This window comes from Pseudoalteromonas carrageenovora IAM 12662, from assembly GCF_900239935.1.
GTDB lineage: Bacteria > Pseudomonadota > Gammaproteobacteria > Enterobacterales > Alteromonadaceae > Pseudoalteromonas > Pseudoalteromonas carrageenovora.
On sequence record NZ_LT965929.1, the window covers coordinates 477,204 to 498,918 of the forward strand.

The 21,715-nt window shown below is 37.9% G+C and carries 19 protein-coding genes and 1 riboswitch; of the genes, 11 read left to right on the plus strand and 8 right to left on the minus strand.

Annotated elements, in window-relative coordinates; translation table 11 throughout:
* Window positions 1-77 precede the first annotated feature (77 nt).
* The 3 genes from ALFOR1_RS18435 to ALFOR1_RS18445 all read left to right on the plus strand — a co-directional run bounded on the left by ALFOR1_RS18435 (window position 78) and on the right by ALFOR1_RS18445 (window position 2,763).
* The gene (locus ALFOR1_RS18435; protein ID WP_104643985.1) at window positions 78-632 is read left to right on the plus strand and encodes an isochorismatase family protein; all 555 of its coding nucleotides are present in this window, start codon (window positions 78-80) and stop codon (window positions 630-632) included.
* 150 nt (window positions 633-782) lie between these two features.
* Window positions 783-2,249, plus strand: a complete 1,467-nt coding sequence (locus tag ALFOR1_RS18440; RefSeq protein ID WP_104643986.1) for a methyl-accepting chemotaxis protein — start codon at window positions 783-785, stop codon at window positions 2,247-2,249.
* Entirely contained in the window at window positions 2,233-2,763 is a 531-nt protein-coding gene (locus ALFOR1_RS18445) for a DUF6436 domain-containing protein (RefSeq protein WP_104643987.1), read from the plus strand. The genes ALFOR1_RS18440 and ALFOR1_RS18445 overlap by 17 nt, the downstream gene beginning before the upstream one ends.
* Window positions 2,764-2,861: 98 nt before the next feature.
* Here the strand turns inward: ALFOR1_RS18445 and ALFOR1_RS18450 are convergent, their stop codons facing one another.
* A complete protein-coding gene (locus ALFOR1_RS18450; RefSeq protein ID WP_058549896.1) occupies window positions 2,862-3,419 on the minus strand; it encodes a TMEM165/GDT1 family protein in 558 nt (185 codons plus the stop codon).
* A gap of 84 nt (window positions 3,420-3,503) precedes the next feature.
* Window positions 3,504-3,606: riboswitch (yybP-ykoY riboswitch) on the minus strand.
* Window positions 3,607-3,761: 155 nt separating this feature from the next.
* On the opposite strand from ALFOR1_RS18450, the gene ALFOR1_RS18455 reads away from it, so the two are divergent.
* Complete coding sequence (locus ALFOR1_RS18455; protein ID WP_058404608.1) at window positions 3,762-3,956, plus strand: (2Fe-2S)-binding protein; 195 nt, start codon at window positions 3,762-3,764, stop codon at window positions 3,954-3,956.
* Between the two features lie 68 nt (window positions 3,957-4,024).
* Here the strand turns inward: ALFOR1_RS18455 and bfr (ALFOR1_RS18460) are convergent, their stop codons facing one another.
* The 4 genes from bfr (ALFOR1_RS18460) to ALFOR1_RS18475 all read right to left on the minus strand — a co-directional run bounded on the left by bfr (ALFOR1_RS18460) (window position 4,025) and on the right by ALFOR1_RS18475 (window position 7,157).
* Window positions 4,025-4,489: a bacterioferritin gene (bfr, locus tag ALFOR1_RS18460; protein ID WP_058549895.1), complete on the minus strand. Its 465-nt coding sequence runs from the start codon at window positions 4,487-4,489 to the stop codon at window positions 4,025-4,027.
* A gap of 12 nt (window positions 4,490-4,501) precedes the next feature.
* Entirely contained in the window at window positions 4,502-4,972 is a 471-nt protein-coding gene (bfr, locus tag ALFOR1_RS18465) for a bacterioferritin (RefSeq protein WP_058549894.1), read from the minus strand.
* 153 nt (window positions 4,973-5,125) lie between these two features.
* On the minus strand, window positions 5,126-6,196 hold the full coding sequence (locus ALFOR1_RS18470) for a PepSY-associated TM helix domain-containing protein (protein ID WP_104643988.1): 1,071 nt from the start codon (window positions 6,194-6,196) through the stop codon (window positions 5,126-5,128).
* 82 nt (window positions 6,197-6,278) lie between these two features.
* Window positions 6,279-7,157: a cation diffusion facilitator family transporter gene (locus ALFOR1_RS18475; protein ID WP_104643989.1), complete on the minus strand. Its 879-nt coding sequence runs from the start codon at window positions 7,155-7,157 to the stop codon at window positions 6,279-6,281.
* A 542-nt stretch (window positions 7,158-7,699) separates the two neighbouring features.
* Between ALFOR1_RS18475 and ALFOR1_RS18480 the strand changes: the two genes are divergently transcribed.
* The 6 genes from ALFOR1_RS18480 to ALFOR1_RS18505 all read left to right on the plus strand — a co-directional run bounded on the left by ALFOR1_RS18480 (window position 7,700) and on the right by ALFOR1_RS18505 (window position 17,231).
* The gene (locus ALFOR1_RS18480; RefSeq protein WP_104643990.1) at window positions 7,700-12,454 is read left to right on the plus strand and encodes a PAS domain-containing protein; all 4,755 of its coding nucleotides are present in this window, start codon (window positions 7,700-7,702) and stop codon (window positions 12,452-12,454) included.
* Between the two features lie 12 nt (window positions 12,455-12,466).
* Entirely contained in the window at window positions 12,467-12,949 is a 483-nt protein-coding gene (locus ALFOR1_RS18485) for a GNAT family N-acetyltransferase (RefSeq protein ID WP_058549890.1), read from the plus strand.
* Between the two features lie 536 nt (window positions 12,950-13,485).
* Window positions 13,486-14,862: a DNA-3-methyladenine glycosylase 2 family protein gene (locus ALFOR1_RS18490; RefSeq protein WP_104643991.1), complete on the plus strand. Its 1,377-nt coding sequence runs from the start codon at window positions 13,486-13,488 to the stop codon at window positions 14,860-14,862.
* A complete protein-coding gene (locus tag ALFOR1_RS18495; RefSeq protein WP_104643992.1) occupies window positions 14,862-15,332 on the plus strand; it encodes a methylated-DNA--[protein]-cysteine S-methyltransferase in 471 nt (156 codons plus the stop codon). Before ALFOR1_RS18490 ends, ALFOR1_RS18495 begins: the two co-directional genes overlap by 1 nt.
* 68 nt (window positions 15,333-15,400) lie before the next feature.
* Window positions 15,401-16,195: a transporter substrate-binding domain-containing protein gene (locus tag ALFOR1_RS18500; protein WP_104643993.1), complete on the plus strand. Its 795-nt coding sequence runs from the start codon at window positions 15,401-15,403 to the stop codon at window positions 16,193-16,195.
* Window positions 16,196-16,637: 442 nt separating this feature from the next.
* A complete protein-coding gene (locus ALFOR1_RS18505) occupies window positions 16,638-17,231 on the plus strand; it encodes a thymidine kinase (RefSeq protein ID WP_058549886.1) in 594 nt (197 codons plus the stop codon).
* On the opposite strand, the gene ltaE is transcribed toward ALFOR1_RS18505, so the two are convergent.
* Both ltaE and rlmF read right to left on the minus strand, forming a co-directional pair.
* Window positions 17,205-18,209, minus strand: a complete 1,005-nt coding sequence (gene ltaE / locus ALFOR1_RS18510; protein ID WP_104643994.1) for a low-specificity L-threonine aldolase — start codon at window positions 18,207-18,209, stop codon at window positions 17,205-17,207. The genes ALFOR1_RS18505 and ltaE overlap by 27 nt on opposite strands.
* 45 nt (window positions 18,210-18,254) lie before the next feature.
* Entirely contained in the window at window positions 18,255-19,187 is a 933-nt protein-coding gene (gene rlmF / locus ALFOR1_RS18515; RefSeq protein WP_104643995.1) for a 23S rRNA (adenine(1618)-N(6))-methyltransferase RlmF, read from the minus strand.
* Between the two features lie 128 nt (window positions 19,188-19,315).
* On the opposite strand from rlmF, the gene ALFOR1_RS18520 reads away from it, so the two are divergent.
* Complete coding sequence (locus ALFOR1_RS18520) at window positions 19,316-20,218, plus strand: alpha/beta fold hydrolase (protein WP_104643996.1); 903 nt, start codon at window positions 19,316-19,318, stop codon at window positions 20,216-20,218.
* Here ALFOR1_RS18520 and ALFOR1_RS18525 read toward each other — a convergent pair whose 3' ends face one another.
* A complete protein-coding gene (locus ALFOR1_RS18525) occupies window positions 20,219-21,655 on the minus strand; it encodes a tetratricopeptide repeat-containing sulfotransferase family protein (protein WP_104643997.1) in 1,437 nt (478 codons plus the stop codon).
* Window positions 21,656-21,715: the final 60 nt, after the last annotated feature.

Here is a 21,715-nt window from a genome sequence, read left to right on the forward strand (position 1 = left end):
AATTAACTTATGTACCTCTTTTTAAAATATGAGCTAACCTTTGTAACACAATAGCTTAAAGTATTTTAGGTAGTGATATGAGCAAAGTCATAAATGTACAATCAGCAAGTAGTTTGCTTTTAATTATAGATTTGCAAGTTAAGCTTGCTCCTTCAATATCAGGCTTTGATTCTATTTTAGAAAGTGTACTTAAACTCGCCAAAGTTAGTGACATTCTTAAAATACCTGCGTTAATTACAGAACAATATATAGTTGGTTTAGGTCAGAGCAGCGCTGCAATTAAGCATGCTTTACCCGATGCGTCATATTTTCACAAAACTTACTTTAGTGCTTGTGCAGAGCCTGGTTTTCTTGAACACATAAAAAGCTACGGTAAAAAGCAAATTATTGTGGTTGGTACTGAGGCTCATGTGTGCGTTTTACAAACCTGTTTAGATTTAATACAAAACGGCTTTGAAGTGATTTTAGTGCATGATGCGGTTGGTTCACGAAATCCAGAACATAAAAAGTTAGCGTTAGAGCAGCTTAAACAAGCCGATGGGGTGATATCGTGTGCTGAAATTGTTATTTTCCAGTGGACAAAAAAAGCGGCTACATCTACGTTTAAACAAATACTACCTATTATTAAGTAGTCACAAAGTCTGGTCTTTGTTAATTTTTAGTAAGTTATTTGTTTTTAAAATGCTTGCTATGTTTTATTATTAGGGTTGGTGCTCAAATTTAGAGTTTATTACGTATAGGCTTTGATTTGTTTAATAAACTTAAATTGTATTAAGGTATTTATGTCTAGTGTCGCTCGGTTATTTACTCTTATTTTTTCTCTTTTATTTGTTGAGTCTATAGGGATTGGCTTATATTTTGGCACGCTAACTCAAGCCTTTATTATTGGATTACCACTAAGTTTGTTACCAATATGGCTACTTAAAACACAGCCAAGTAGCGCCATCACAGCCCATGTTGTAGCTGCTGCAATCATGATGTTTTCTTTTTTACACATACAGCAAGCGTATGGGTTGATAGAAATTCATTTTGAGATATTTATACTAATGGCAATGTTGATCATGTTTGTAAAGTGGCAGGTATTTATAACGGCCATTGTATTTGTTGCTATTCATCATTTGTCTTTTTACTACCTGCAGACCCAAAATACCGGATTTTATGTTTTTGACCCTGACAGATTAGCATTTACTACTGTGCTTATTCATGCCGGCTATGCTGTCGTTGAAGTATTAGTAGCAGGTTATATAGCAATAACATTACAGCGAGAGCGACGTGCAGGTTTGTCATTAAGCTTTGCAACAGAGCAAATAATGAAAGACCCAGAAAATATCAAGCTATCGCTGCGCGCAGATGATACTAATAGTAAGGCTGTGGCTGGATTTAATACATTACTAGATTACATTGCTGATGTTATTAAACAGGTCCAAACTCAGTCATTATCTTTGCAAAACAACTCACAAGAGCTTATTCAAGTGCATGATCAGCTAGCTGATGGCGCAACACAGCGAACGCAGCAAACAGACGACATAGCAAACTCAGGTGCACAAGTGGCCCATGGCTTTAAGTTGGTTGAAGAGGAAAGTGAGGTATTAAAAAATCAGGTCGATCATATCACTCAGGCCGCAGGAAATGCTTTAAAAGAAGTGCTACAAACTGATGCTAAAAGTCGAGAGTTATTAACGCTACTTAATCACACCGAAGAGCAAATAAACCATTTAGTCGCGGCGGGTGACGTTATTTCAAGTTTGTTAAATGAGATATCAGGTATTGCAGAGCAAACGAACCTCCTTGCTTTGAATGCTGCAATTGAGGCTGCTCGAGCTGGGGAGCATGGGCGCGGCTTTGCTGTTGTAGCAGATGAAGTAAGATCGCTTGCAAACCATAGTAAGGCCACCACCGATAAAATAAGCTTAACGTTAAAAGATTTAGTAAGTAATAGTAAAACCTCGACTCAATCAATGAGCCAATGTGTTAGTTTTGTTGTTGATTTAACAGATATTAGTGCAGCAATGAAAGAAAATATTTCGGCTATGAGTGCACAAATAGAGGCCGTTTCTGCAAGTTCAGACTCTGTTGCACAGGTTGTTGCAGAGCAAGCAGGTAATACTGAATTAATAGCAAGTAGTACTGATAATATGCGCCAAAACCAATATCAAGATACGCAAATAGTGCAGCAGTTAACTGCTAAGGTGCAACTTATTGATGTAAGCATTGATGTGTTAGAGCAAAGTATTGCTAAATTCAAATAAATCTCAGTTGGTCAATTATGTTTTGATAGCAGCTTGGTTTGTTAGCATAGTGATTGGGCTAGTATACTTTCAAATGACGCAGCTTACTGATTTTGATACTAATAAGTTGTTAAATGAACCACAGTGGTTTTATAAATTTAAACAACAAATTAAATATGAAAATAATCAGCATGCTTCTTTAGTAATTGTAACAGACCCTAATTGTGGTTGTACTTTTCAGGCTAAAACGCACTTGAAGCAATTAACTGATTTTTCGAACCAAAAGGGTGTACAGGTAATAAACCTCGAGCAATCGAAATCTTTACAAGCGGTAATCCCCTCCACACCCGCAGCGGTTGTTTTAGATAAAAAAGGAGAGTTTGTATATGCGGGGCCTCTTTCTGAAGGGCTTGGTTGCGCTCAGGGCAGCGGTTTTGTTGAAACTGTAATTACTAATTTAATGGCTGGGTTTAATAACGAGCTATTACTTAACAATACTAAGGGTTGTTACTGTACAACTTCAACCCAAGCATAATAGAGCAACTAGCTAGTTGCTCTATTATTCATAAATAACGCAGTTAGCGCTGAAAATAGCTGCTAGAGATAGGTTTATTACCCAGGGTTCAGGCTAAGTTAGTAAGTCATTAATCCATACACGCCTAATAGAACAAACACGCTGGCAGCAATAAACCTTACACTATTAAGCGATATTCGCTTTAACAATGCATTACCTGCGTAAATTACAGGGATATTAGCGATTAGCATTCCTAATGTTGTACCAATAGTTACCCAAAATACGTCTTGATATTGGGCACCGAGTAATACTGTGGCAACTTGTGTTTTATCACCTATTTCAGCGATAAAAAATAATACAAAAGACACTAAAAATGCGCCATATTTATCATATCGATGGCTAACATCTTCATCCTTATCTGGAATTAGCAGCCATATGCCAACTGCAATTATGCTTAAATTAACGATTATTGGTAAATAGGAGAGAGTAATACTTTCACTTATCCAGCCCCCAAGCCAAGCAGATAGGCCATGGTTAATAAGTGTGGCGGCTAAAACACCTAGAGCCAGGGCTGCTTTATTACGAAAGCGTACGGCAAGTAATAGTGATAAAAGCTGAGTTTTATCGCCAATTTCGGCAAGTGTGACGGTGACGGTTGAGGTAAAAAAAACTTCCATTAAAAAATACTTATAGGCGGGAGTGCTAAACCAAGGTAAACACGTATCTCCCGCCATGAGGATAGTGCCTACCTAGGTCTCGCCGATAATGCTTGCTACAACATTACAAACTTACCATGCACATGAGGTGCAATTATGTTGATAAGTTTACTCATTACTGAGCGGGCTACTCCCCTAAGAGGTGGGCATTATTCCATAATTTGATTTTTAGGTAAATATAGTAAAAAGAACAAAGGCTATTATTTAATAAATAATGTGTATTTTTAGTGAGGAAGCTATTGATAACAATTGTCGTTTAGATTAGTATGCATCCATTGAATGTAATTAACATGGTTTGTATTGATGTATATTTGTCTTTGTCACGGTGTGACTGATAAAAAAATTGAGCAAACAATTGACGATGGTGCAACGACCATGCGTGAATTAACTAAAGAGCTTAAAGTGGGCAGCCAATGCGGTAAGTGTTGTGGTTGTACTAAAAAGATCCTTAATCGTAAACTTATCGAAATTGCAGATATTACCGATCAAGTTGCGTAATTACATTTTAAAAAATTCATAAAAAAAGCAGCTTTATTAAGCTGCTTTTTTTGTGGCTGAATCATTGTTTACAGTTGAGACTGTAAGTAATTTTCAAGCCCTGTATTTTTAATAAGTAATTGCTGTGTTTCTAGCCAGTCAATTTGCTCTTCTTGTTCGTTTAAAATGTGATCGAGCGCTTCTCGGCTAATATAATCTTGTTTACTTTCAGCTAATTTAACTGCACTTCTCAGTTCGTCGATTGTATCAAGCTCAAAGCTCATATTGGCTGCAATCATTTCTTCGCTGTTTTCACCAATACGTAATCGGCCTAAGTCTTGAAGATTTGGCAGCCCTTCTAAAAATAAAATGCGTTCGATTAATCTATCTGCATTTTTCATTTTTTGAATAGATACTTTGTAGTCTGCTTTATCTAGTTGTGTAAAGCCAAAATCTTTAAACATGCGTGCATGTAAAAAATATTGGTTAATACCTACAAGCTCATTAGCTAGCACTTTATTTAGTGCTGTAATAACGTCTTTATCGCCTTTCATAATATGCTCCCGCTAGCCTAGTTGTGCTTGGTGGTAATTTGGAGCGCCGATTTTGTCAATTAAGCCAATTTGTTGCTCTAACCAATAAACGTGATCTTCTTCGGTATCAAATAATAGCTTTTCTAAAATGCTACGAGATTGGTAATCTTGTTGCTCTTCGCATATTGCGATTACATCTTTAACACAAGCAACTACCTCAAGCTCAAGTGTTAAATCGTTTTGCATCATGCTTTTTACGTCATTACCAATAAGTAAATCACGACGTTTGGTCATATTTGGTACGCCTTCTAAAAATAAAATGCGTTTGATAAGCCAATCTGCGTGATCTTTTTCTTCTTCCATTTCGTGGTTAAGGCGCTCGTATAGCTTGTTTAAGCCCCAGTCATCATACATGCGTGAGTGTATAAAATACTGATCGATTGCCGCTAACTCGTTAGCTAACAATGTGTTAAATGCATCGATTACTTTTTGATTACCTTTCATGATAAATCGCCTTAACTATTTCAATTGTATGCAGTGTAGTATAAATTGCTTTCATTGCAAGTTTTTCTTTAAAAATCATTGGTTTACTATTGGTTTTGATTCTTATTTAAGTTTGCGTTATTGCTTGGTTTGTGGATAGTTTTTTATTTGTATTTAGATCCACTTATGTCTTTTTGCCCAAAAATAAAAGCCACTTATAATAAAAAACGCCAGTGATAATGCTATTAGTAACCATAAAAATTGTACTATCGGCCCAGCAAAACCGCCTATATGAAATTTGTATTTAAAGTTCCATGCTTGGGTTGTAAAGTTAGTTTTACTGGCATCAAACGAATCTAATACCTCCCCAGTAAAAGGGTTTGCCCATACCCAGCTATATGCATGGCTTTCGCCAGGGTTTTTAACTCTCAGTGCGAGTGCATCATTTGTTTTTTTAGGTAGATACACCCTATATAATTGAGCATTTGGAAAGGTACCTTGGGCATTTTTAATTGCTTCATTATAATTTGCAACACCTTGTAATGGGAGGCTTATTTTAGGTGCAGAGGGCCTGCTTTGAACTTTATTGAATGTCATAAACTCCAATACGGATTGAGTTTGTGTTTTCCAATTAAACGCCATTCCTGTAAACGCTATAAGTATTAGCGGTATAAAAAAATAGACTCCTAATACAGTGTGTAGTTGATACATTAACACTCTAAATTTAGCTTTAGGTTTTATGGCCAAGCGTTTAACTCTGTTTTTGGGTTTTACCCAAATATAAAAGCCGAGTATTACGTTTACTAAAAGCATTAAAGCACATATAGACATCCAGTTCTTGAAGGGCTTGTTCCCATCACTGTCTTCAAACAATAACCAGCGATGTAAGCCTAAAGTAAAACCATAAAGCGTATCGCTACTTTCGTAGCTGTACAGCACTTGTCCCGAGTAAGGGTTTACACTCACGTAATGTCTATTTGCTAACCTAAATTGCCACGCGAGTGTTTTATCAGCCTCGGGCATAAAAAAGTTTATTTTTTGCTGTGTATGGCTTTGCACATATTCGATTAGTTTTTGGTTGCTTAATGTTTTTTCCTGAGGGGTAACTTGCCATTTATCTGGTTGAATAAAATGCTGTATATCTTTAGCGTAAATTAATACTGCACCCGTTAAACTTACTATTAATAAAAACAATCCGCTAATTAGGGCTAAACCTAAATGGATTCTGCGTAACCAAAGTTTCAAAAAGTGTATCTCAATGTTGAGCTAATACACTTATTGTAAATGATAATACGAGCAGTTTTCAATTAAATACCGCTCTAGTTTTTCATGCTTCGCTATTAATTGTATAAGGTTGGTTTTCGATTATGCAGTTTTCAATGTTAAAGTTGTCATGCATAAAACGTTTCACGTCAGTAAGTTTAACTCTAGTCTTTGTGCTAATTACTAGCTCACAGTGACTTTGAGTATCATCAAGTAGCCACACTTTTATACTTACTACAGACTCAATATTAAATTCTTTTTTAATAGCGCGAGTTAGCGCATCTGTATCTAAATTGCTAGGTGCTGCTTGCATTAAAATTTTACAACTTTCTTTTAATAATAAAACGCCGTGGTAAATCACATAGATTGAAATAAGTACCGTGGCTATCAAGTCTACAATATACCAATCAAATAAAATAATGAGCGTACCAGCAATCATCACTACAATAGACGCCATAGCGTCAGAAACGTTATGAATAAATGCAGCTCTAATATTCATATTGTGGTTTGCGCCTGCTTTATAGGTTAGTAATGCCGTAGCTATATCTACAATAAGCGCAATTGCAGCAACCCAAACTACTACCCAGCCATTAATAGGTTGCGGGTTTATGTAATTTGCTATTGCCTCAAAAATTAAATACACACCTATAACTATTAACGTGCTGCTATTAAAAAGTGTGGCGAGTATTTCGGCGCGTTTATAACCAAAATGATGAGTTGAACTTGCAGGTTTAGCACCGATTTTACGAGCGACTAGCGCAATGAATATAGCCCCAGCATCACTTAGATTGTGAAGTGCATCTGCTATTAAGGACAAGCTACCCGAAAATATACCACCAATAATTTGTACTACACTCAGCAATACATTAATTAAAATAGCGATAAAAAGCTGTTTGTTACTTTGGTTATCATCTACATGGCTATGTGCGTGATTGTGTCCCATGGGGCCTCTTTTTTATGTGCAGACTAATATTAGGGCGTGTTGACCTTTGTGGATTGAAATTTGTTCAATCTAGGGGCGATTAAATCGCGGCGCGAGGTTTGTAACCTAGTGGGCTAAGTAAAAACCGAGTAAAGCTTCCGCGTCCTGCTCACGCCCCTTACCTACATCCATGTAGGCAACAAAGAGTTTATCGCCCCTAGAAAGAACCCAAAGGGCAGCGCATGTTTGGCATTTATGCTGCGTTATCGCCTATTTATGGGGAACAACCACACGACATAGGCTCTGTCTTGCCTAAAAACCAAACATACAGCTGCAAAATTAATCACGAAAGGTCAACACGCCCTAATACCATGCGTATTTTTACATTGTAAGTAAAGTGAATTAACACCATGGGACTAATGATAGTGCATACATATTCAAAATTTAACAAAGCATGCTAAATACTGATTTTTTATAGGGTTTAATGCCAAATACTTGCGAGTTTAGTGATTTAGTGCATTAATGTAAGTAATATAAAATGATTAAAGTTGCTGAGTGAAAGCATGGATAAAGGTTCAAACTTTAGTATGATGTCAGGGAAAGGCCAGTCAATTCGAAGTAAACTAATTATAACCTTTATAATTATTGCTTTAGCTCCACTTTGTTTACTGACGTGGTTTAGCTTTAGTCATGTTAATAGCACGCTTAAACAAAATTTAGATAACGAACTCAGTGAGTTAAGTGATATTGGTAAGCAATTTGCTAATATTTGGTTTACTGATCACATTAAAGATTTATATTTGCTAAAAGCTCAACTCGCGACAGCTCCTTTACAAAAGCAAAACTTAATAGATAAATTTGAGAAGCAGTACGATTTTGTCAATCACGTTGAACTAGTTGATGCTAGCCTTGGAGATACGCAGCCTACCTCCGATTTTTTTAGCTCATTAGAAAAACAAAGCATTGATAACATTTTTGAACGTGTGTCTGTATCGAGCAAGATACAGTTTCACACGTTGGGCCTTTCTAATAAAGCGATTCACATAGTTGCAATCCCCATCTTAAACTCTAATCAACAATTGGATGCTATTTTACTAGCAGATTTAAATTTAGCTGGCTTGTTAAATAATCTAAATAAAATACATGCAGAAAATAAAGACATAACATTTTACGTTATGCACCATAATAAAATACAGCAACTTATTGAAGGCACAGATAATTCCCTGTTTCTTTCTCAAAATAGCTCTGTGCTAAATCGAGTTTTTCCTTACAAAAATACTAATAACGAAATTCTATATGCCTATAAAAGTAATTTAAATTTTTTAAATGAAGATGGTTGGCAATTATTGGTCTCTAAGCCTGTAAAAGTAGCGCTTCAGGGGGCTGATAATTATAAACAATTAGCACTACTAACTAATGCAGCTGCGTTGATATTAATACTTATTTCATCTTTGTGGTTTGGGCGCAGGCTATCTAGGCCATTAATTAATCTTGCTAAAACAGTAGAAAATATTACTAAAGGTGGCACAGGTAAGGTTGCGATCCTTAATGACAGTAAAGAGTTCAATCAACTTTCATCAGATTTAAATGAACTGGTAGAAGTAAAAGCAAAGCAACAAACTACCTTGCAAGAACAACGTACAGCCTTACAAGTTGCGCTAAAGCAGCTCGCAGAGCAAAAAAGTGCGCTAGATGAGCACGCTATTGTGGCGATAACGGATTTACATGGCACTATTACTTTTGTAAATAAAAAGTTTTGCGAGATCAGTGGCTACGATGAGCATGAGTTAATAGGTAAAAATCATCGCCTTTTAAATTCAGGTAAACACGACAAAGCATTTTTTAAAGAAATGTATCAAACCCTCAAACGTGGTGATGTATGGAACGGCCATATTTGTAATAAAGCAAAACATGGTGGAATTTATTGGGTAGATACCACCATTGCGCCATTTTTAGATGAGCATGGTAAGCCGCAAAGTTACATTGCTATTCGAACTGATTTAACAGCACTTAAACTGCAAGAGCTAGAGCTTGAGCAACATAAAACACAATTACAGCTTGTAATTGACTCAACCGCTGTGGGTATTTGGGATTGGTATGTTGATACAGGTAAAGTTACATTCAACAACCGATGGGCTGAAATTATCGGCTATCAGCTAAGTGAAATTGAGCCTTTCAGTATAAATACTTGGTATAAGTATGCTCACCCCGAAGACTTGATCATATCGGAACAAAAACTCAAAGAGCACTTTACCGGGCAAACAGATTACTATGTGCACCAAGCCCGTATGAAGCATAAAAATGGGCATTGGATTTGGGTGCTAGATACTGCAAAAGTGGTTGAGTGGAATAGTGATGGCTCACCAATGCGTATGATTGGTACTCATTTAGATATATCAGCTCAAAAAGCGACTGAACATGAGTTACAAGGGAGTCGAGACAGGTTTGCATCTTTAGTTGCTAATATACCTGGAATTATTTATCGCTGTAAGTTTGATGAGAAGTTAAGCACTCTTTATATGAGTGAGCAATCGATTGAAATAACAGGTTATTCACCTAATGAACTAATTCATAATGAATCTTTAGATTTTTATGACTTAATACATAAAGATGACGCACTAAAGGTAAAAAATGAAATTTTGCACTGTGTAGGAGCTAAACAATCTTGGTCTATTGAGTACAGAGTAAATGCCCGTGATGGAAGCTTGCATTGGGTAAATGAAAAAGGCCAAGCAATTTACGCAGATGATGGCAGCGTTTTATATTTAGATGGTTTTATTTTAGATATTACACAGCGTTATAACACACAATTAGAAGTAAAGCGTCAGCAAAGCCTATTAGAATCAATGAGTAAACAAGGGCAAATTGGCGCCTGGGAAATGGACTTAGAAGCGCATACGCTTTATTGGTCTGACGAGGTTAAAGTTATTCATGATGTGCCTGAAGACTTTGAACCGAATATTGATACTGCTATTGAGTTTTACAAACCAGGAGTGCATCAAGATACTATAAATACTCTGTTTGAATGTGCAGTGACGCTTGGAGAGAGTTGGAGTGTTGAGCTTATTATTTTAACTCATACAGGGCAAGAGCGCTGGGTTAAATCAATGGGGCAGGCAGAATTTAAAGACGATAAGTGCGTACGAGTATTTGGCTCATTTCAAAGTATTGACGCTCATAAACGCTTAGAACTCGAAAGTGAAAAAGCCAACAGATACAACAAAAATTTAGCATCATTAACTGTTGCGCCAGAGGTGCAAAATAGTGAAGTGGCTCAAGTTAAAAAATTAGCCATTAAATCAATGTGTGAAGTATTAGATGTTGCACGCGCATCGATATGGATTTTTAACCCACAACGAAACGCAATGGCTTGTCATGGTCTATATATTCAAGGACAGGGGTTTGTTGATTCTGATGCTGTATTAACCGCTAAAGATTACCCATGCTATTATAATTCCATTTTTGAACATAATTTAGTGGCTATAGAAGATGTATATACGCATCCGGCAACCACTGACTTTACAGACTCATATACTAAGCCACTTAATATTAAGTCAATGTTAGACGCTGTAATTTCTAGCGGAGACGGAAACTTAGGGATTTTGTGCGCAGAAACCGTAGGTGAGCATCATCATTGGAGCCAAAGTGAGGAAACCTATCTTCGCTCTTTGGCGACGTTAGTGGGCAGTACGTTAGTATCTCAGCAACGTAAAGTTATAAGTGAAGAGCTAAAAGTCGCCCTTGTAAAAGCCGAAGAGGCAGCCGTTGCTAAGAGCGACTTTTTAGCCACTATGAGTCACGAAATTAGAACGCCTATGAATGGTGTACTGGGTATGCTTGAGTTGGTGGAGCTTGAGCCGCTATCAAAACCAATCGAAACTAAAGTTGGTATCGCTAAAAAAAGTGCTCACTCTTTATTGGGGGTCATTAACGATATACTTGATTTTTCAAAGGGTGAAGCAGGTAAAATTGAACTTGAAAAAATTAACTTTAATGGCCGTGATTTAATAGGTGAAGTTGCTGCGGCTCAAGCACTGTCAGCACAGGATAAAGGCATTGAGATCATTCTTGATTTAGTCTCGCTAGAGCCTTCACAGTTGTGCGGCGACCCTGGTCGTATTCGTCAAGTTGTAACTAACTTACTCAGCAATGCCGTTAAGTTTACCAGCCATGGAGAGGTGGTGGTTAGTGCAAAAGTTAATAAATTAGCGCAAGGTTTAGCGTTTGTTATTAGCGTGAAAGACTCTGGTATTGGAATTAGTGAGGAAAAACAGCAGCAATTATTTACACCTTTTTCTCAAGTTGATGCATCAACAACGCGTGAATATGGTGGCACAGGTTTAGGTCTTGCTATATGTAAACAGCTTTGTGAATTGATGGGGGGAGAGATTTCTCTTGTCAGTAAACAAGGAGAAGGGAGCGTATTTACAGCCACTTTTATGCTTACTCAAGGTGAGCAAAAAGAGCGCTATATACCTAATGTTAACATGGCTGAGTTAACGGTTTTAGTTGTTGATGACAATGAAACAAATCGTATTGTTATTTCTCAACAACTCCAGCATTGGGGGGCCAAAGTAGTCCTTGCTTCTAACGCTAAACAAGCATTGGATATGTGCGCGCAGCGATATAAAAATGACCAAGAAATATACAATATAGCAGTGCTTGATATGCAAATGCCCGAAATGGACGGCATTGAGCTGTGTAAAGTATTAAAAGCGGATGAGCGCTACAAATCAATGCCACTTGTAATGATGACGAGTATTGCGGGTATGGAAGGTGCGCAGAAATATTCAGATGTTGGTTTTCAGGCATATTTTCCAAAGCCAGTAACAACGGCCGATTTAATTTCGGCGTTGTCTGTTATTACAAGTAACGAAGATGATGAAGTGCTGCCATTAGTTACACCAGGTTATATTTCTTCGCTTAAAAAAGTAGGAGAGCCTGCGCAAATATTATTAGTTGAAGATAACCCTATCAATCAACAAGTTTCTAAATTAATGCTTAAAAAGCTTAATTGCGAAGTGACTATTGCTGAAAATGGGCAATTAGCCATCGATATATTAAAAGCCCACGAGTCTGACTTTTTTAAAGTTGTTTTAATGGATTGCCAAATGCCTGTAATGGATGGATTTGCAGCCACCGCAGCTATTCGCAAAGGGTTGGCGACGATGAAACACAAAGATATTAAAATCATTGCGCTGACTGCTAATGCAATGGAGTCAGATAAAGAGCGTTGCATTAAAGCAGGAATGGATGATTACTTGAGTAAACCAATTCAATTAGATATTTTAAAAGATAAATTAGAGCAGTATATTTAGGATTAAAAATAAATGAAACAACCCGTTATTATTCGTGACGCGAAGCCAAGTGACGCGAAAACTATTTTGCATTTTATTACTGAGCTTGCTATATACGAAAAAGAGCCAGATGCTGTAAAAACAGATGAACAAGCCATTATAGATACTTTATTTAGTGAAGGTGCTACCGCTCATAGTATTATTTGCTTACAAGATGATGAACCCATTGGTTTTGCTGTGTATTTTTACAACTATTCTACGTGGCTTGGTAAAAACGGTTTATACCTAGAGGATTTATACGTAAGCCCAGATAGTCGCGGTAATGGCGCAGGCAAAGCAATAATGAAACACCTTGCAAATAAAGCAATTAGTAATAACTGCGGTCGCTTTGAATGGGTTGTACTTGATTGGAATAAACCTGCAATAGACTTTTATGACAGTATTGGGGCTAAACCTCAAAATGAATGGATAATTTATAGGTTAACTGGGCAAGAGCTAATCGACTTTGCTAAGTAGTCTATTATTGCGATTAGATTAGGGCGTGTTGATCTTAGGTGGTTGAATTTGCAGCAGTATGTTTGGTTTTTAGGCAAGGCAGAGCCTATGAAGTGTGGTTATTCCACATAAATAGGCGATAACGCGGCATAAATGCTAAACATGCGCTGCCCTTCGGGTTCTTCCTAGGCGCGATAAACTCTTTGTTGCCTACATAGATGTAGGTAAGGGGCGTGAGCAGGACGCGGAAGCTTTGCTTGATTTTTACTTATTCTTACATGGATGTAAGCCAGTAGGGTAACGCAGGAGCAGTTACCGAGCCCACTAGGTTACAAACCTCGCGCCGCGATTTAATCGCCCCTAGATTGAACAAATTTCAATCCGCAAAGATCAACATGCCCTAGTTAATCTCTTGGTTAGCGCTTTGGTTAATAAATTAAGTGCAATATTATAAACTCATAAAAAATTAGGGTTTAATTAAGGTCCGAAAATGGCTAGTAATGTACTATCGTTTCTATAAGCTACTGGCATCTTAATTTATTATACTGAGCAGCTTTATGAATATTCAGCATTGGCAAAAGGCACGTCAAAGTAGAGATGCCCGTTTTGATGGGCTTTTTTATATTGCTGTTAAAAGTACGGGGATATATTGCAGGCCTATATGCCCAGCTCCCACTGCACACGAAAAAAATGTAACTTATTATCAGTTTGCACATAATGCTGCACAAGCTGGGTTTAGACCTTGTATTCGATGTCGTCCCGACAGTGCTCCAGGCAGTGCTGCTTGGCAGGGCACAAAAACGACAGCGCTTAGAGCAAAGCAGTTAATAGATCAAAACGATGAGCACGACTGTGAAAAGCTAGCAGCTCGCTTAGGAATAAGTAGCCGTTATTTAAGACGACTGTTTTCTCAATATTTTGGTGTGTCTATTACACAATATAGATTATTTAATCAGTGTCATTTCGCTAAAAAATTAATTCAAGAAACAAGCCTCCCGCTTACGCAAATTGCGTTTGCATCAGGTTTTAAAAGTATTAGACGTTTTAACGACGCTTTTTTACAACAATTAAATATTGCCCCTTCTAAGCTTCGTTCAAGTGACAAACCATCAAGTTCTTCACTTAAACTAACCTTACCTTTTAGACCCCCTTATAATTGGCAAGCGTTACATGGTTTTTTAGCAAAAAGGCTTATTAAGCCAATAGAGTGGCTTGATGATAAAAGTTATGGTCGTACATTTACCTACGCTAGTTGTAAAGGAAGTTTTAACGCGCGTTTTGTGGAACGTAAAAATTACTTTGTTGTTGAGATAGATATCGATAACACGCTTTACCTGCAACAAGTCATTAATAATATACGGCGCGTACTTGATTTAGACGCAGATATTAATTTAATCGAAAGTCATTTAGCTAATAATATAAATAACGCATTTACACTCACTCATGGTTTAAGGATACCGGGTATTTGGTCAAGCTTTGAGGCCGGAATAAGAGCGGTACTTGGTCAACAAGTAAGCGTTACAGCTGCACATAATTTAGTAACAAAATTAGTGAATGAACTTGGTGAACAACAAGGTGAACAACAAGGTGAACAACAAGGTGAACGAGTCTACTTTCCAAGTGCAGATCGCGTTGCTAAAAGTGAGTTTACATTTTTTAAAATGCCGCAAGCGCGAAAAAACGCATTGCACAACTTAGCTGAGTTTTGTGCACTAAACCCTGATTGTAATGATTTAGAACAGTGGCTAAGCTTAAAAGGAATTGGCCCTTGGACGGTTAATTATGCAAAATTAAGAGGGCAAAGCCTGCCCGACATATTACTAGATGGGGATTTAGGGGTAAAAAAAGCACAGGCTGCGGCAACCCCATTTGAGAGTGAAAATTGTGCTCCTTTTCGTTCTTACTTAACGTTTCAACTATGGCAGCAATTATAATGATAATTCAAACATGTATCCCAAGCCCAATAGACGATATTATTATTCAGGCAACTGAAGTAGGGGTTAGCTATGTGGGCTTTTACCCGCATGTAGAATATGTTCATACCCCTTTTGAAGAAGTAACGAATACAGCAATACTTTGCTGTGCTGAACAGCTCAATGAGTACTTTAACAATACGCGTACCACGTTTAATGTACCTCTTGATACAAAAGGCACAGCATTTCAACAAAGTGTATGGCAAGCATTGTTAAATGTGCCTTATGGGAAAACGAACACCTACGGTGATATTGCCACGGCATTAAGTAACCCAAAAGCAGTCAGGGCTGTTGGTGCCGCAAATGGAAAAAACCCTATCAGCATTATTGTACCGTGCCATCGTATAATAGGTGCAAACTCAAAACTTACAGGGTATGCCGGTGGACTTGAGAGAAAAAGTTGGCTACTAAAGCATGAAGGGATAATTTAATAGATTCAGAACTGGCAGCTTTATTATCACAAGCTACAATTTAATATTATTTATTAATAAAAATTATTATGAGTATCAGCAGCTTAAATTATTTATTTATAATTATTTTGATGTTTTCCTCAGCAGTGTTTGCTAAGCCTCAAACGCTTCTATTTTGTTACGAAGATAAAGATATCGCGCCTATGTTTTTAGGCGTAGGGCAAGAAGTACCGATAGATAAACCAGGTGCTTCTATAGAAGTGCTTCGTAAATTAGACGCTGAATTAGACAGTCTTAAGGTTGAATTTGTAAGGAAACCTTGGCGCAGGTGCCTAAACGATCTTGAATTTAATAAGGTAGATGCGGTTATTGCAAGTTATCGCCGAGGTCGTGAGCGGATTGCAGCTTACCCGTTTAATGAAAAGGGAGACTTACAATCGCAATTTGCTGTGAGTCGCTTTAGTAGTTGTTTAATTGGTAATTCTAAGTTTCATAAGGAGTGGCACTCTCGCGAAGTTTTTCAAAAAAAAGCATTCACTATTGCTATACCTAATGGTTATGGCCTCAATAGCACCTTAAAAGATGAGCCTTTATTTATTCATAATACGTTTTCTAAAGCTAAAGCATTTGAGCTTCTTGATAAGGGAGTAGTACAAGCGAGTGTTGATTTATGCAAAGTAGATGATTTAAATGTATCGAGCTACCCGCATAATAAAAATGTTAAGGCCATTTATCCTCCTTACGAAACCACAAATGGTTATCTTATTTTTTCTAAACAATTTTACACAGAAAATAGCGCTTTAAGCCTTGAGATGTGGCAATGGTTATCTAGGTTTGATAGCGCACCTGTTTATGTAAAATACTTACAAGCCTTTGAGCAATAACTTGGGCGTGTTGATCTTTGTGGATTGAAACTTGTTCCATCTAGGGGCGATTAAATCGCAGCGCGAGGTTTGTAACCTAGTGGGCTCGGTAACTGCTCCTGCGTTACCCTACTGGCTTACATCCATTTAAGAATAAGTAAAAACCGAGCAAAGCTTCCGCGTCCTGCTCACACCCCTTACCTACATCCATGTAGGCAACAAAGAGTTGCCCGTCCCTAGAAAGAACCCAGAGGGCAGTGCATGTTTGGCATATATGATGCGTTATCGCCTATTTATGTGGAATAACCACACTACATAGGCTCTGCCTTGCCTAAAAACCAAACATACTGCTGCAAATTCACCCACCAAAGTACAACACGCCCTAGGTTTAATAACGATATGAAATTGGTATTAATGGCATATTAAGGTAGCATAAGCGCACTTTTTCTCTTTAGGCACGGTAATGGCTCAATTATACTTTTACTACTCAGCGATGAATGCGGGTAAATCAACCACTTTATTGCAATCGGCATTTAACTATCGCGAACGCGGTATGGAACCGGTTATTTTAACAGCTGCAATTGATAATCGCTCAGGGGTAGGAAAAGTATCATCTCGTATTGGCCTGCAGGCAGATGCACATATATTTGATGAATCTAAAAATGTATTTGATCTTATTAAAACGCTGCAAGATGAAAAAAAACGCCATTGTGTGTTGGTTGACGAGTGTCAGTTTTTATCAAAAGAGCAGGTAATGCAGTTAACTGATGTAGTGGATGAATTAGGTATTCCGGTACTATGTTATGGCCTGCGTAGCGACTTTAGAGGCGAGTTATTTATTGGCTCACAGTATTTATTAGCGTGGGCCGATAAGCTGATTGAGCTTAAAACGGTGTGTCATTGCGGACGCAAAGCAAACCATGTGCTGCGTACGGATGAAAATGGCAATGCCATTGCCGATGGTAACCAAGTGGAAATAGGCGGCAACGATCGATACGTTTCGGTGTGCCGCAAACACTATAAAGCAGAATTAAATATGGGCCGACAAAGCATTTAAAAATATATCAATATCATCGCCCGTAATATCTAAATGCGTTACTAGCCTAAGTTGCTTGCTTGGGCTAATTAATATCCCTTGTTGTGCAAGCTCATTGGCAATTTTACTAATGTTAGTGCCGCCTGAGTAACTTGCATACACCATGTTGGTTGTATTGCTCATATCAACGCTAAAACCATTTAGCTCATTTAACTTATTTGCCAAGTAGCGCGCATTACCATGATCATCACTTAAACGGGTAACGTTGTTTTCAAGTGCATATTGCCCAGCGGCTGCCAGCATTCCTGCTTGTCGCATCCCACCGCCTAGTACTTTTCTCCAGCGCCTAGCTTTGTTAATTAATTCTTGTGATCCTAATAATAACGAGCCTATTGGCGCACCTAAGCCTTTAGATAAACAAATTGAAACAGAGTCAAAGTGCTTTGTAATTGCTGTTATATCAACATTTAGCTCAGCGGCTGCATTAAACGCACGCGCACCGTCTAAATGCAGTGCTAAATTGTACGTATTAACAAAGTCGCGAGCTTGGGCTAAGTACTCAAGCGGGAGCACTTTTCCACCAATGGTATTTTCAAGGCTAAGCAAGCGAGTGTTTGCAAAGTGGCTATCGTCAGGTTTTATAGCTGCGGCAACTTTGTTAAAACATAAGCTGCCATCTTTTTCGTTTTCGATAGGTTGAGGTTGTATAGAGCCAAGCACGGCAGCGCCACCGCCTTCAAACTTATAATTATGGGCATTTTGCCCACAAATATATTCATCTCCGCGTTCGCAATGTGCCATTAACGCCAGTAAATTAGCTTGTGTGCCAGAGCTGCAATAAAGCGCGGCTTCGAAGTTAAAACGTTCACAGGCGTATGATTCTAATTGGTTTACGCTAGGATCATCGCCGTATACATCATCGCCAACAGGTGCATTGTACATTACATCGCGCATGGCTTTTGACGGTTGAGTAACGGTGTCTGAACGAAAATCTATCATTGTTGTTATTCCTTTATTAGTGCAGGCTTTATTATTTTTATGAGTTTACACAAACTCTTCAAAAATTTGCTCACGGGTGGCCTTATCAAAATAACTCCACGCAATAAAGCGACTTATTTTTTGTCCTTGCGCCATATCTATAATTTTATATTCAGCAATAGGTAGAGTGCTTAGCTTTTCTTCTAACGTAGCAAGTGTTTCTTTTTTTGAAACCAAGGAGGTAAACCATATTACTTGCTCTGCAAATTGCTCGCTTTCAGTAATCATATTACTGATAAACTGGGCCTCACCACCTTCGCACCACAACTCGTTATTTTGGCCGCCAAAATTAAGGGCGTTTTGGGGAGCTTTTCCTAAATTTTTCCACTTTCGCTCAGTGCCCTTGTTAGCCTCATCCGCGCTTGCATGAAACGGAGGATTACACAGAGTTACATGAAACAAGTCTTTTTGATTAATAATGCCCTCAAAAATAGAAGATGCATTCTTTTGTTGTTTTAAGGTGATTTTTAAACCGTTAAACTGCGCAATTTGCTTAGCAATTTTTATTGAGCTTGCATCTACATCACTACCCGTAAAGTGCCAGTTGTATTCGTGGATACCTGTAAGAGGGTAAACTAAGTTAGCACCGGTACCAATATCAAGCGCTTTAATTTTACGCCCTGTAGGTATGTTTTGTAGGTTATCTGTGCTTAATAAATCGGCCAAGTAATGTATATAATCTACTCGCCCTGGAATAGGGGGGCATAAGTTTTGATCTGGTATATCCCAAAACTCAATATTATAGTGCGCTTTTAACAGAGCCTGATTAAGTGTTTTAACTGCCTTGTTATTGCTAAAATCTATGCTTTTATTGCCCGCAGGTGTTACCACTATAAAAGGTGCTAACGCATTATGTTTTTCGCATAACAGGTCTAAATCATAGCCATTTAAATGCTGATTGCGAGGGTGTAGTTTGTTGCTATTAGGTTTTGATTTCATGGCTTAAAGTTAGCAATTAAATAATGACACAATTGTATCAAATGCATGGCTAAAAAGTGCAACCATTTACTTTAGAATTAGCATGGCAACTGGTAGGATGAGTCTATAAAAATTATAAAGGAAAATACGTGGCAATCACTCAGCAATCACATTTTGTTCAATTAGCCGAACAGCAAACGTTGCATTTACGTCGTATTGCGAACGATGAGCAATCAGGTCCGGTGGTGTTTTTAATGCATGGCGCAGTAGAAAACGGCAAAATTTTTTATACTCATAGTAATAAAGGGTTAGCGCCTTTTTTGGCTGAGCAAGGCTATTGCTGCTATGTGGCAGACTTACGTGGGCGCGGAGAAAGTAAACCTCTTATAACTCGCCATTCAAAATATGGCCAAACAGAAGCCATAGTAGAAGATATTCCTGCTTTTATTGATCATATTGAACAATTAGAAGGTAAAAAGCCTGACTACTGGGTTGCCCATTCTTGGGGCGGCGTATTGATGAATAGCGTATTTGCGCGCTTCCCTGAATATTTAAAAGACGTTAAAGCCTGTGCTTATTTTGGCTCAAAGCGTTCACTGTTTAATAACCATCCTAAGAAGTTACTGCAAGCGAATGTTATTTGGTACTTTATGGCGCCGTTACTAGCTAAAAAACACGGGTTTTTAAATGCGAAAGGTTATAAATGGGGCAGTGACAACGAATCGCAAAAGTCGCACTATCAAAGTATGCAGTGGGCTAAAAAAAGGCCGTGGGTTGATAGTGACGATGGTTTTAATTACGCAAGTGCGTTAGCTAAGCTGCATGTACCGCCTACGCTTCATGTTGCAGGTGTAAACGACAAAGCTCTCGCCCAGCCTATTGATATTAAAAAGTTTATAGCAGAATCTGGGCCTGGCAAACAAACCTTAAAAATTTACGGTAAACGTCATGGTCACCATGTTGATTACGATCATATTAATATGCTTACCCACCCAAGCGCCCGTGATGAGCAATTTAGCGATGTATTAACCTGGTTTAATGATCATAGTTAATTAAGGTGTTCCATCTAGTAGTTTTAAAAGTGGTGTTTTATAGCGCTGCCAATGGGCCACTGCAGATGTATTTACAGGTTGCCTTATAGCTTGTTTGCTTAGTGTTGTTACGGCCGACTTACGTGTATAAAACTGCAGACACTGTGGCTCAAACTGGCAATTTAAGAACGAAAATAACGCGTTTAGTTGCGCTTTAGGCTCAGTTACTAATTGCTCATAACTCAAATTGTAAATGGCGATATCTGGCATACTCCTCCAATGCGCCATTAGTTCGGTATAAAGTGTGTGGTAGTGCTTAAACTCTGTTAAATCACAAAAGTAAGGCTCATTTTGAGCAAAGTAATTACTAAATACCGAAAAAGCAGTGGCGTTAAAATCCCTACTTAAATTTATAAACTTAGCGTTTGGAAATAGTAAATAAATAAGCCCAATTGACTGATAATTACTCGGTAACTTATTAATAATATAAGGGCGAATTGGCTGTGCTGTTTTTAATGTTTCAACATAAATATTACGCGCTTTAGCTATTAAATCACTCGTAAGCAAGCTCAAACACTCAGGGTAGGGAGAGTGCGTTTGTTGCTCTATAAAAGCCACCACTTGATTACTAATGCTTGAGTTTTCACCAAGTGTTGAAAACTGTGAATGATTTGCCAGCATTTGCTCAAGTAATGTTGAACCACTGCGCGGCATGCCTATTATAAATAGGGGGGTTATAGAGCTTTTAAATGCGCGATCAGCACTTTTGATTAATGCAGGCGTATTTTGCTCTAAAATACGTTTATAAAAAGGATTCAGCTCGGTGGTATTAAAATCAGTGAGTTTTTTTTGTAACTTATTTGCAAGTACGTAGTAATTAAACGCTTGTTCTGTATCGTCTAATTTATCGTAGCTCTTACCTAATGCGTAGTAACACACCATTTTTAAACGCAAGTTATTGGTTTGTGTTAAAAAGTGATGCAAATTACTTACGTAGTTGTGCTCTTTATTAAAGCGACCTAGCTGCACCAACTCAAATAATATGTAAGCCGTAACTGGGTATAGCCCCATGCTGAGTGCATGAGCAAACGTAGTGTGTGCTTTGTCGAGCTCACCGTAATTTAAATAGTGCTGGGCTAAGTAGTAATGAGGCTCAGGGTTATGACTTGCTATGCTTTTGGCGTATTCAAGCACTTTTAGTGCATCGTTAGGAGAATTAACGCCATTAAACGCATCAGCAAGCGCGTGTAGTGGCTCTAACATATGTGGTAAAAGCCCACATGCCTTTTGCAATAAATAAACCGCTGCATCAAAGCGCTCTAACCTAAGAGCTATCCTGCCTAAACCAAATAATGCTTCGCCACTTTGCGGGTTACTATTTAAAATTGCTTTAAAATGAAACTCGGCTTCTTTGAGTTTATTCTCTTGGAGTAATTGGTTGGCTTTTTTAATTAGCATGATGAGGCATTATTGTTTTTTAATTAATATAAAATAAAAAAGGCGAAATGTCTTAACATT